Genomic DNA, 12,151 nt, shown 5'->3' on the forward strand with positions numbered 1-12,151 from the left:
TCTCTTTCCCGTCGGCCGTCAAGCCCGGACCCGGCCGCCCTCCGCGCCGGCCCCGGGCGTCAGGGAGGTGTAAGGAGCGGGCGCGTCACGGAGGGGGCAGGCCCGGGGCGGGCGGGGATCGCTTCGCATCGCGCTGCTGCCGGCCCCGACGGCGGCGGGCATGCGGCGTATCGGCGCCGTCAAGAGTTCGCGTCCCTCCGTATGGGCCCCGTCAAGGAGCACCGGGAGCGTGCTGACGCAGGGGTTGTCTGGTGATCGGCGGCCGGTCGGCCGCTGCCTGTCCCTCTCATCCTTCAGGAGCCCACGATGGCCGATCCGGCTTTCGTCACCACCACCGTCGCGGTGTTCGCGCTGGTGGCCCTGGTCGCCCGGGGGGTGACCAAGCTGTGAGCGCCGGGAACGTCGTCGGCCTCGTCGTGGCCGTCTGCCTGCTCGGTTACCTCGTCCTCGCCCTTGTGTACCCGGAGAGGTTCTGAGCACTGCCATGAGCTCCGTAACCGCCGGCGTGCTCCAGCTGCTCGCGCTGATCGCCGCGCTCGCCCTGGTCCACCGTCCGCTGGGCGACCACATGGCCCGCGTGTACTCCTCCGAGAAGCACTACGGGCCGGAGAAGTGGATCTACCGGGTCGTCGGCGCGAACCCGTCGGCCGAGATGCGCTGGCCCGCCTACCTGCGCGCCGTCCTCGCCCTCTCCGCCGTGAGCGTCCTCTTCCTCTACCTCCTGCAGCGGGTGCAGGGCGGCCTGCCGGGCTCGCTCGGCTTCGCGTCGATCGACCCCGACCAGGCCTTCAACACCGCCGCCTCCTTCGTCACCAACACCAACTGGCAGTCGTACTCCGGCGAGCAGACCATGGGCCACGTCGTGCAGACCGGCGGTCTCGCCGTGCAGAACTTCGTCTCCGCCGCCGTCGGCATGGCCGTCGCGGTCGCCCTCGTACGCGGCTTCGCGCGCTCCCGGACCGGGGAGCTGGGCAACTTCTGGGTGGACCTGGTGCGCGGCACGGTCCGCATCCTGCTCCCGTTGTCCCTGGTCGGCGCGATCGTCCTGGTCGCCTGCGGCGTCGTCCAGAACTTCGCGGGGATCCACGAGGTCGGCCGGTTCACGGGCGGCACGCAGCAGTGGAACGGCGGGGCGGTCGCCTCCCAGGAGGCCATGAAGGAACTCGGCACGAACGGCGGCGGCTACTTCAACGCCAACTCCGCGCACCCCTTCGAGAACCCGACCCCGTTCTCCAACCTCTTCGAGGTCTTCCTGATCCTGGTCCTCCCCTTCTCCATGACGCGGACCTTCGGCCGCATGGTCGGCAGCCTGCGCCAGGGCTGGGCGATCCTCGCGACGATGGGCGCCATCTGGCTCGGTTTTACGGCGCTGATGATGTGGGCCGAATTCGCCCACCCGGGGCCGGTCTTCGAGGTCGCGGGCGGGGCGATGGAGGGCAAGGAGACCCGCTTCGGGGTCGCCGGTTCGTCGATCTTCGCCGTGGCCACCACTCTGACGTCCACCGGCGCCGTCAACTCCTTCCACTCCTCCTACACCGGCTTCGGCGGCGGCATCACCCTGCTGGGCATGCAGCTCGGCGAGATCGCACCCGGCGGTGTCGGATCCGGGCTCTACGGCATGCTGGTCATGGCGGTCATCGCGGTGTTCATCGCCGGTCTGATGGTCGGCCGCACCCCCGAGTACCTGGGCAGGAAGGTCGGCATCCGCGAGATCAAGCTCGCCGCCTGCTACATCCTCGTCACCCCCGCCCTGGTGCTGTGCTTCACCGCGGCCGCGATGGCCCTGCCGACCCCGCCCGGTTCCATGACGAACACCGGCGCGCACGGCTTCTCCGAGATCCTCTACGCCTACACGTCGGGCGCCAACAACAACGGCTCGGCCTTCGCGGGCCTGAACGCCGACACCCAGTGGTTCAACAGCACCCTCGGCATCGCCATGCTGCTGGGCCGCTTCCTCCCGATGGTCTTCGTCCTGGCGCTGGCGGGGGCCCTGGCCGAGCAGAGGCCCGTGCCGGAGACGGCGGGCACCCTGCGCACCGACAAGCCGCTCTTCGCCGGCCTGCTCGTCGCCACTCTCGTCATCGTCACCGGTCTCACCTACTTCCCGGCCCTGGCGCTGGGTCCGCTCGCCGAAGGGCTCGCAGCATGAGCACCACCACCCCCACCCGTGCTCCGCACGACGACCTGCAGACCAGCGGTCACGAACCGCCCGCCGCCGGCCGGGTCGGCGGGGGTCTGTTCGACCCGCGGCAGCTGCTGACGGCGCTGCCCGAAGCGGTCCGGAAGCTGGACCCCCGCGTCATGGCCGCATCCCCCGTGATGTTCGTGGTGCTGGTCGGTTCGGTCCTCACCACGGTCCTGGCATTCATGGATCCGACGGACGGGTTCGGCTGGGCCGTCACGGCCTGGCTGTGGCTGACCACGCTCTTCGCCAACCTCGCCGAAGCGGTCGCCGAAGGACGCGGCAAGGCCCAGGCCGACACCCTGCGCAGGGCCAGGACCGGCTCCGTGGCCCGCCGTCTCACCGGGGCCGGCGCCGACGAGGAAGAGGTGGCCGGCACCGAGCTGCGCGTGGGCGACCTGGTCGTGTGCGAGGCCGGCGACATCGTCCCCGGGGACGGTGACGTCGTCGAGGGCGTCGCATCCGTGGACGAGTCGGCCATCACCGGCGAGTCCGCACCGGTCATCCGCGAGTCGGGCGGCGACCGGTCGGCGGTCACCGGCGGCACGCGGGTGCTGTCCGACCGGATCGTCGTCAGGATCACGACGAAGCCGGGCGAGACCTTCATCGACCGCATGATCGCCCTCGTGGAGGGCGCCGCCCGGCAGAAGACGCCCAACGAGACGGCCCTCAACATCCTGCTCGCCTCGCTGACGATCGTCTTCCTGCTGGCCGTGGTGACCCTGCAGCCGTTCGCCGTCCACGCGGGCGCCGAGCAGTCGTTGATCGTTCTGACCGCGCTGCTGGTCTGTCTCATCCCCACCACCATCGGGGCGCTGCTGTCCGCGATCGGCATCGCCGGCATGGACCGCCTCGTGCAGCGCAACGTCCTGGCCATGAGCGGACGCGCGGTCGAAGCGGCCGGCGACGTCTCCACTCTGCTGCTCGACAAGACCGGCACCATCACCCACGGCAACCGGCGGGCCGCGGCCTTCGTCCCCGTCGCGGGCACCACCGAGACCGAGCTCGCCGACGCCGCCCAGTTGTCCTCGCTGGCCGACGAGACGCCCGAGGGGCGCTCGATCGTGGTCCTGGCCACGAAGGAGCACGGGCTGCGCGAGCGGCACCGGGGCGAACTCACCGGCGCCGACTGGATCGCCTTCACCGCCCGGACCCGGATGTCCGGGGTCGACGCCGACGGCAGGAGCGCCCGCAAGGGGGCGGCCGGCTCGGTGACGGCCTGGGTGCGGGAGCAGGGCGGCCGGGTCGCCGAGGACGCCGGCCTGCTGGCCGACCGCATCTCCGAAGCCGGCGGCACCCCGCTGCTCGTGGCGGTCCGGGACGACGGGGGCGCCCGCGTCCTCGGTGTCGTCCACCTCAAGGACGTGGTCAAGGACGGCATGCGCGAACGGTTCGACGAACTGCGCCGCATGGGCATCCGGACCGTCATGATCACGGGCGACAATCCCCTCACCGCGAGGGCCATCGCCGAGGAGGCCGGCGTCGACGACTTCCTCGCGGAGGCCACTCCCGAGGACAAGATGGCCCTGATCAAGCGTGAGCAGGCGGGCGGCAGGCTCGTCGCGATGACCGGAGACGGTACGAACGACGCCCCGGCCCTCGCTCAGGCCGATGTCGGCCTCGCGATGAACACGGGCACCTCGGCCGCCAAGGAGGCCGCGAACATGGTGGACCTCGACTCGGACCCCACCAAGCTCATCGAGATCGTCGAGATCGGCAAACAGCTCCTCATCACCCGCGGAGCCCTGACCACCTTCTCCATCGCCAACGACGTCGCGAAGTACTTCGCGATCATCCCGGCCATGTTCGCCGTGGCCCACCCCGGCCTGGACAGGCTCAACATCATGGGGCTGTCCTCCCCCGACTCCGCGATCCTGTCGGCCGTCGTCTTCAACGCGCTGATCATCGTGGCCCTCGTGCCCCTGGCCCTCAAGGGGGTCCGGTACCGGCCCATGAGCGCCGACCGCATGCTCCGCCGCAACCTCGGCCTGTACGGACTGGGCGGCCTCGTCGCGCCGTTCGTCGGCATCAAGCTCATCGACCTGCTCATCTCCCACCTCCCCGGAATCGGTTGACCTGCGATGAACAACTCCGTACGCACCACGGCCCGGCTGATCGGCGCCGGTCTGCGGGCCCTGCTGGCCCTCACGGTCGTCTGCGGCGTGCTCTACCCGCTCACCGTCACCGGGATCGCCCAGGCCCTGTTCACCGACCGGGCCAACGGCTCCGCGTTCCGCGACGGCAGCGGCCGCGTCGTCGGCTCCTCCCTCGTCGGGCAGCGCTACGACCTGCCGGAGCAGGACCCGGACGCCCCGGAGGAGGCCGCCCGGCCGGACCCGAGGTGGTTCCAGCCGCGCCCTTCGCACGGCCTGGGCCGCAACAGCGTCAACACCCGCTACTCGCTGCTCCTGTCCGGCGCCACCAACCGCTCCGCGGACAACGGCGCCGTGGACGGCCGGTGCACCCGGGACTCCGAACCGGGCACGCTGTGCGCCCTGGTGGTCGCCGCCGAGCAAGCCGTGATCGCCGACAACTCCACGCCGGGACGCACGGTCCGGCCCGAGGACGTGCCGCCCGACGCCGTCACCTCCTCCGGCTCCGGCCTCGACCCGGACATCTCGCCCGAGTACGCCAGGCTCCAGGTGCACCGGGTCGCGGCACGCAACGGCCTCGCCGTCGACCGGGTGGAGCAGCTCGTCACGGCCCACACCCGGGCGCGCACCCTGGGCTTCATCGGCGAACCCCGCGTCAACGTCCTCGAACTGAACACGGCCCTCAGGGCTCTGGTCCGGAACTGAGCCGCCTCGGGGGCGGATCGGGGTGACAGCGAGTCCATCATGACAGGTCAGAGGCGTTTTTCGTAGGACGGAACGCACAGTTCGCGAACCTTGTCCGGTCCGCTCCCCACGTCCCAGAATCTCCTTCGTGCACCACCCGACGACTGGGGGAACTTTGGGGAAGATCGATCACGACGCCGTACTGCGGGCCCGCGTCCTGCTGCTGGGGTCCGGACAGCCGAGCCCGCTCGAAGAGGTCCACGCCTACCGGGTGTTGGCGCAAGTGAGCCCGAAGGCGTATCTGCCGAAGCTGGTCGACGCGCTGATCTCGATGAGCCACCGCGGCCGGGGCCCGGAGGTGAACCTGGCACTGGCCACCGAGGCGGTCGAAGCCGCCCGGAGGATCGGGGACGGGGCGCCGACGGCGATGCGCCTGGAACGGCTGTCCCGAGCCCTTCATGCGCACGAGAGGGCCCTGTTCGCGCTCGGACGCCGGGAGGAGGGGCGCGCCGTCTGCGAAGAGCTGGCCGCGGCCGGACAGAGCCGGCGGCTGGCCGCGGTCCTTGCGGAGGAGGGGCGTTTCCGGGAGGCCTGCGAGCTCAACGAGGAGGCGGTGCGCAGCGGCGTACCGGAGCACTTGCGTCGGGACATGGTGGAGTGGGCGGCGAACCTGGAGGGTGCCGGGCTGCACGACGCGGCCGCCGCCGCTTTCGGCGAACTCGTCGACGTGACGCGGCGCCGGGCCGCCGCGCAGGAAGTATCGCCGGTGGAACTCGCCTGGGAGCTGGTGCACCTCTCCCGCATGCGCGAGTCGTCCGGGCACGGTATGGACGCCGCGGCCGTCCGGCAGGAGGCCCTGACCGTCCTGGAGGAGCTGGCGGCGAACGGCGAGCCGAAGGATTCGGGCTTCTCCCTCGCCCGGTGGGTCACCCTCTTCGCGCTGTCGGGGCGCGGTGACGAACCGGCGGCGAGCCCCGCATGCCCGATGCCGCCGTTCGGCACGGACCTCGCGCTGCCGAGCGCCACGCGGGACGCCTTCCTCGCCACCCGGCCGGCGCTCGAAGCCGAGGCGGTGCAGCTGCGCGAGGCCGGCCGCGTGCCCGAACTGGTCGACGTACAGCGCCGGATCAGCGTGCGCACGGCCGTCGGTGAGGGCAACCGCCCCCACCGCTTCGAGGAGCGGCTGGGGCCGTACTTCGACGAGGGCGTGGGGCTCGCCCGCCGACTGCCCGGCGACGAGGCCGGACGCCTCGCCCGCGCCCTGACCGACCGCGCGATGTTCTCGGTCGCCGCCCGGGCCTTCGGGCCCGCGCACACCGACTTCGCCGAGGCCTCCGCCCTCCTCGACGCCCGGTAGGCCCCCCACCGGCCCCGCCCGCGCCGGACGGCGCCGGGTCACGCCGATCGCGGGTCGGACCGCGTCGGACCGCGTCGGACCGGTGGGCGGGGTGCGGGGTGCGGGGTGCGGTCAGTGCTTGCCGGCGGCCAGCTCGGCCTTGTGCGCGATGTCCTCCAGGACCGCCTCGGGGTCCGCTCCCGGGGCCACGGCACGGCCGATGTTGCGTTTGATCGCGTCGCTGACGGCCACCCACGAGGGGTCGTTGACAGGGTAGAGACGGGCCGTCCGCAGTGCGCTCAGGAAGTCCTCGTCCGTCCGGCTGAGGCCGCCGCCGGCCGGGGTCCGGGCGGCCGAGGCGGTGGCCGGCAGGAGGTGGTAGCGGTCCACGAAGTCCGCCAGGTTCTTGTCCTGGTAGACGAACTCCAGGAACCTGCCGATCTCCGCCCGTCTGCCGTTCTGGTTGAAGGCCACCATCCAGTCGGCCACGCCCACGGTCGGCGGGGCGTCCTCGCTGCCCAGCGCGTCGGAGACCGGCATGGCGACGGTGCCGACGCCGATCCCCTTAGCGGCCGCCTCGTGGGCGAGCGACGGGTAGCCGTTGAGCATGCCCACCTCGCCCCGCAGGAAGGCGGCGAACGCGTCGGCGCGGTTCATCTGCGCCGGCGCGGTGGGACCGACGAGGCCCGGCGTGACCAGGTTGTCCCTGACCCACTGCCAGGTGTGTACGTTGCGCTCCGAGTCCAGGCTGTAGCTGCCGCGTCCGTCGGCGTAGCCGCCGCCGTTGCTGAGCTCCCAGATCAGCGCCTCCGCGTGGGCCTCCTCCGGGCCCAGGGGCAGGGCGTAGGGGTAGGTCACGCCCTTGTCCTTGAGTGCCTTGGCGGCGGCCTTGAGCTGGGACCAGGTCTTCGGCGGCGCGCTGATACCGGCCTTGGTGAACAGCGCCTCGTTGTAGAACAGCAGTCGGCTGCTCGCGACGAAGGGCAGGCCGTAGAGGCGGTTGTCGAAGGTACCCGCCTCGGCGAGCGGCTGGAGGAAGTTCGCCTCGGCGCCGACCGAGAGGAGTTCCTCCGCGGAGTACAGCTTCCCCTGCGCGGCGAAGTCCGAGTAGGAGCCCATGAGGGCGATGTCGGGCGCCTTGCCCGCCTTGACCATGCGGGAGACCTCGCGGTCGATGTCCGCCCACGGCAGGAGCCGGACCTCGACCCGGATCCCGGGGTTGGCGTCGGTGAAGGCGCCGGTCACCTTGTCCCAGTAGGCCTTGGAGCTGGTGGCCGGGGTATCGCCGTACTCCGCGGCCACGAGCCGCAGCGTACGGCTGCCACCCGCCCCGTCGTCCGCAGGACCGCATCCGGACAAGTGGGGCAGGAGGCCGAGCACGACCGCGGCGGCGGCCGGCCCGAAGATCTTTCTTCGCACGAGCGTGTTCCCCTGATGTCACATGGCTTCTGCCGCGCAGCGCACCCGTACGGGGGGTGCTCGGCGGCCCGGTGGCCGGAATCATCTCCCGGAGTGGAGTGATTGCTTCCGCTCTCGCAGCAGGTGTGGCCGATGATCCAGGCACGCGTGGGCCCGGTTGTGGCTTCCGACGAGCCTCCGGCCGGTCCCACGCGCGTAGATGAGGTCCCAGCAGTTCTCCTGCCCATCGGCTCGCCCACGGGAGCCGGGCGGGCGCCCGGCCGTGGGGCGGGGGCCGCCAGGCGGTGAGCACCTCCGCCCGGCGGACGCCCGCCTCAGCTCCCCCGGGGAGCGCCCGCCGTGTCTCCGGGCGTGCCCCCGCTGCCCGCCGGGGGCATGATCGGAGACACTGGGAATGGCGCCCGGAGCGGTACCGGACGGCGCAACGCCCCTGGCTTCCGCCCCGGACGTCCACCAGCATGGGGACGGCGGCACCGGCGGACGAGATGGGCACGCATGCGGGCCAGTGAGAGCAACCAGGACTATCCCTTCGCCGTGACGAACACGGCCGCGGCCCTGCTGGACGCTGCCGGGACGGTCCTCGCCTGGACACCGGCGGCCGAAGCCCTCCTGGGGCGCCGGTCGGCGGAGGTGTGCGGCAGGCCGGCCCAAGATCTCCTCGCGGATGCGCGCACCTGGGAAGCGGTACTCGCCCAGGGGCGACGGGGCAGGGCCGCTCCGGGGCGGGCGGGCCCGGACGGACCCGAGGGCCCCGGGGGACCGGAGGGTTCGGGCAGCCGACAGCACTCCGGCGGCTGGGAGGGCCGGGCCACGCTGCGGCACGGGTCCGGCGGCGAGCTGGAGATCGGCTTCCGCGTCATCCCCCTGCACGGCGCGGACGGCGGCCCGCCGGGGAGGGCCGCCCGGTGCCTCGTCCTCGGGGCACCACTGGCACTGGTCGCCCGATGGCGGCAGGACCACGCCTTCACCCAGGAGCTGTTCCTTCAGGGACGGGTCGGCCTGGCCGTCTTCGACCAGGACCTGCGCCTGCTGCGCACGAACACGCACCTGCTGCCGTACACGGGCGTGCCCGTCGACCTGTACGGGCGACGCCTGGCCGACTTCCTGTGGGCCGAGGACGCCCGCACCATCGAGGACCGGCTCCGCGAGGTCCTGCACGACGGCACGCCCCTGATCGGCTTCAGCACCACCGTACGCACCCTGGACGATCCGAGGGGCGGCCGCATCGTCACCATCCAGGCGTTCCGGCTCCAGGAACCGGACACGCAGCCCCTGGGCGTGGCGGCCGTGTTCACCGACGTCACCGCCCACGAACGGGCGCGCGGCCGCCTGGACCTCCTCTACCGGGCCACCGGCGCGCTCGGCGGTTCGCTGTCCGTCCTGCGCACCGTGGAGGACCTGGTGGAGGTGTTGGCGCCGGCGTTCGGCGACTGCGCCGCGGTGGACCTGGCGGAGACGGTGCTGACCGGCGGGGAACCGCCCGCCGACGGCCCCGGCACGCCGCCCCTGATCCGGATGGCCGTCGCCGACACGGAACCGGAGGCACTGCGCACCGGGACCACCACCCGGTTCCCCGGGGCGCCCGGCGGAGTGGGCGCGCCCGAGGAGCGGTGCCGGGGCGAGCTGGTCACGGGCCTGGGCGACCGGACCGGTGGCGACGCGGTCCCGGAGTGGGCCGCGGCGGTCCCGGGGGCGCACTCGGCCATGACGGCCCCGCTGTGCGCCCGGGGCGTGCGGTTCGGCCGGCTCACGATCTGGCGCACCGGCGACACCGCTCCGCTGGAACGGGACGACCTCGCCCTCCTGGAGGAGATCGCCGCCCGTGCGGCCGTCGCCGTCGACAACGCCCGGCGGTACACGAAGGAGCGCCGCACCGCCGTGGGCCTGCAGCGCAGCCTGCTGCCCCCGGCCACCTCGGAGAAGCCCGCGGTGGAGGCAGCCGGCCTGTACCTGCCCGCGGACGCGGACAGCGGAGTGGGCGGTGACTGGTTCGACGTCATCCCCCTGTCGTCGGCGCGGGTCGCCCTGGTGGTGGGGGACGTCGCCGGTCACGGGCTGCACGCCACGGCCATGATGGGCCGCCTGCGCAGCGCCGTACGGGCGATGGCGGACCTGGAACTGGAACCGGAGGAACTGCTGGCGCACGTGGACGACATGGTCGTGCAGGTGGCGTCCGAGGCGGAGACCGACGACCCCGACGACGCCGACGCGGGCCTCCCGCTGCCCGGCGGGCCGGCCGGCGCCACCTGCCTGTACGCCGTGTACGACCCGGTCACCCGCACCTGCGTCATGGCGAGCGCCGGACACCCCCCGCCTGCCGTGGTCGCCCCGGACGGATCCGTCACGTACGTCGAGCTGAGCCCCGGCCCTCCCCTGGGGGTCGGCGGCTGGCCCTTCGAACCGGTCGAGGTGGGCCTGCCGCCGGGCAGCGTCCTCGCCCTGTACACCGACGGCCTCATCGAGCGCGGGGAGGGGGACGTCGACGAAGGCATGCACGACCTCGCGGAGCGGCTGCGGCGCGCGGACGTGGCGGGCAGGCCGCTGCGGGAGGCCCGGCACGACATCGTGGAGGGCCTGCCGCCCGGCAGGCTGCGCGACGACGTCACACTGCTCCTCGCCCGTACCCGGGTGGTGGATGCCGGATCCCTCGCGACGTGGATGCTCGACGCCGACCCGGCGGTCGTCGCCGACGCGCGCCACCTCGTACTGGCGCAGCTCACCGCGTGGGACCTCGACGAGCTCTCCTTCAGCACCGAGCTCATCGTCAGCGAGCTGGTCACGAACGCCATCCGCCACGCCGGGGGCCCGGTGCGGCTGCGCCTGATCCGGGCGGACTCCCTGACGTGCGAGGTCTCGGACTCCAGCAACACGCAGCCGAGGATGCGGCGCGCCAGGAACTCCGAGGAGGGCGGGCGCGGCCTGTACATCGTCGCCCAGCTCTCGCACCGCTGGGGCAGCCGCTACACCATGGGAGGCAAGACCGTCTGGTCCGAACAGCACCTGCCCCACCTGTGACGGCGCCGGCCGGCGGTCCGGGAACACCGACCCCAGGAGGTGGTGACCGTGAGCAGCACCGCGCACGTCGATCCGGCGAACGCCGAGCAGGCGCAGGCCTGGGACGGACGGGAAGGCGCGTACTGGGCGGAGCACGCCGACCGGTTCGACCGCGCGGTCCGGCCCTACCTGCCGCATTTCCTGGCCGCCGCCGACGTCTCCCCCGCCGACCGCGTGCTGGACATCGGCTGCGGTACCGGTGAGACCACCCGGGCCGCCGCGCGACGGGCGAGCGCCGGCCGGGCCCTGGGTGTGGACCTGTCGGCGGCGATGCTGGACGTGGCGCGGGCGCGGGCGGTCGCCGAAGGGGTGCTCAACGCCGCGTTCCTGCAGGCGGACGCCCAGGTCCATGCCTTCCCCGCGGCGGCCTTCGACGTGGCCGTCAGCCGCACCGGGACGATGTTCTTCGCCGATCCGGTCGCCGCGTTCCGCAACATCGGTGCGGCGCTGCGGCCCGGCGGACGCCTCGTGCAGCTGGTCTGGCAGGAGCCGGCGGGCAACGCGTGGTTCCTCGCCTTCACCCGGGCGCTGGCCGCGGGGCGCCCGATGGCCGGGCCCCCGCCGGGTGCTCCCGGCCCGTTCTCGCTGGCCGACCCCGCACGCGTACGGACCGTCCTGGGCGAGGCGGGCTTCGCGGACGTCCGGTTGGAGCCGCACACCGAGCAGATGTGGTTCGGCGAGGATGCGGCCGACGCGGAGCGGTTCACGCTGGGACTGCACGGCTGGATGCTCGACGGTCTCGACGATGCGGGCCGGCGCCGCGCGCTCGACGACCTGCGGGCCACCCTCACCGCCCACGAGAGCGACGAGGGAGTGCGCTACACCTCGGCGGTCTGGATCGTCCGGGCGGTCCGCCCCGTCGCCTGACGCCCGGGAGGGTTAAGGCGGGATCAACGCAGCCTTAAAGGATCAGCGGGCTCCTGCCGTCCGCGGCGCGGGCAGTGCGTGGGGGGCGGTCGCCGCCCGGCGTCGGCGGTGGGGTCCTCACCTGCGCCTCCGCGCGCGCCGGGGGCACCCCGGGGCGCCGCGGCGTGCCGTGCGCAGCATCCCCGTGCGCCGTTCCGCGGAATTTGTGCGACGGCGACAAGAACCGGCCGCGCCGGCGACCCCGGGCGTATGCAGGACGTGGGGAGGCAGTGCCCATCGGATCGAGGAGTGTGCATGTCCCGCAAACGGACGATGAGTTCGACGAAGAAGCTCGTGCTCTCCGTCACCACGGGAGCCCTGGTGACGGGAGGGGTGGTGGCCACGGTGGCGACCGGAAACGCCGCCGCACCCGACGTGGTGTGCCCGGGGTCGACGGTGACCCTGTCCGGCGAGGCCGGGCCGCCGGCGGCAAGCAGCGGCACCTTCCCCGTCGGGACGAAGCTCAAGGTCACCAAC

At 73.0% G+C, this 12,151-nt stretch carries 8 protein-coding genes and 1 pseudogene; 8 read left to right on the plus strand and 1 reads right to left on the minus strand.

Going from position 1 to position 12,151, the window contains the following annotated elements:
* The first annotated feature begins 386 nt into the window (after positions 1-386).
* From kdpF to IF89_RS0122315, 5 genes are all read left to right on the plus strand, one after another.
* A complete protein-coding gene (gene kdpF, locus IF89_RS41515) occupies positions 387-476 on the plus strand; it encodes a K(+)-transporting ATPase subunit F (protein WP_043194245.1) in 90 nt (29 codons plus the stop codon).
* Between the two features lie 8 nt (positions 477-484).
* Entirely contained in the window at positions 485-2,149 is a 1,665-nt protein-coding gene (kdpA, locus tag IF89_RS0122300) for a potassium-transporting ATPase subunit KdpA (protein WP_030770858.1), read from the plus strand.
* Positions 2,146-4,257 carry a potassium-transporting ATPase subunit KdpB gene (kdpB, locus tag IF89_RS0122305; RefSeq protein WP_030770859.1) on the plus strand — a complete coding sequence of 704 codons (2,112 nt, stop codon included), beginning with the start codon at positions 2,146-2,148 and terminating at the stop codon, positions 4,255-4,257. The genes kdpA and kdpB overlap by 4 nt, the downstream gene beginning before the upstream one ends.
* Before the next feature lie 6 nt (positions 4,258-4,263).
* Positions 4,264-4,980, plus strand: coding sequence for a potassium-transporting ATPase subunit C (locus IF89_RS0122310; RefSeq protein WP_030770860.1), 717 nt, complete (start codon positions 4,264-4,266; stop codon positions 4,978-4,980).
* Between the two features lie 154 nt (positions 4,981-5,134).
* Entirely contained in the window at positions 5,135-6,316 is a 1,182-nt protein-coding gene (locus IF89_RS0122315; protein ID WP_030770861.1) for a hypothetical protein, read from the plus strand.
* A gap of 111 nt (positions 6,317-6,427) precedes the next feature.
* Here the strand turns inward: IF89_RS0122315 and IF89_RS0122320 are convergent, their stop codons facing one another.
* On the minus strand, positions 6,428-7,714 hold the full coding sequence (locus IF89_RS0122320; RefSeq protein ID WP_030770862.1) for an extracellular solute-binding protein: 1,287 nt from the start codon (positions 7,712-7,714) through the stop codon (positions 6,428-6,430).
* 495 nt (positions 7,715-8,209) lie between these two features.
* Between IF89_RS0122320 and IF89_RS0122325 the strand changes: the two genes are divergently transcribed.
* The 3 genes and pseudogenes from IF89_RS0122325 to IF89_RS0122335 form a co-directional block, all read left to right on the plus strand.
* On the plus strand, positions 8,210-10,729 hold the full coding sequence (locus IF89_RS0122325) for a SpoIIE family protein phosphatase (protein WP_030770864.1): 2,520 nt from the start codon (positions 8,210-8,212) through the stop codon (positions 10,727-10,729).
* Positions 10,730-10,777: 48 nt separating this feature from the next.
* On the plus strand, positions 10,778-11,635 hold the full coding sequence (locus tag IF89_RS0122330) for a class I SAM-dependent methyltransferase (RefSeq protein WP_030770867.1): 858 nt from the start codon (positions 10,778-10,780) through the stop codon (positions 11,633-11,635).
* Positions 11,636-11,929: 294 nt separating this feature from the next.
* Positions 11,930-12,151, plus strand: a pseudogene (locus IF89_RS0122335) (hypothetical protein); the annotation flags it as partial.

The sequence above is a fragment of the Streptomyces sp. NRRL F-2664 genome, from assembly GCF_000719345.1.
GTDB lineage: Bacteria > Actinomycetota > Actinomycetes > Streptomycetales > Streptomycetaceae > Streptomyces.

Excerpts from the sequence above, each read along its gene's own strand:
- kdpA (WP_030770858.1), top strand. The coding sequence starts at position 485 with ATGAGCTCCGTAACCGCCGGCGTGCTCCAGCTGCTCGCGCTGATCGCC.
- kdpB (WP_030770859.1), top strand. The coding sequence starts at position 2,146 with ATGAGCACCACCACCCCCACCCGTGCTCCGCACGACGACCTGCAGACC.
- IF89_RS0122310 (WP_030770860.1), top strand. The coding sequence starts at position 4,264 with ATGAACAACTCCGTACGCACCACGGCCCGGCTGATCGGCGCCGGTCTG.
- IF89_RS0122325 (WP_030770864.1), top strand. The coding sequence starts at position 8,210 with ATGCGGGCCAGTGAGAGCAACCAGGACTATCCCTTCGCCGTGACGAAC.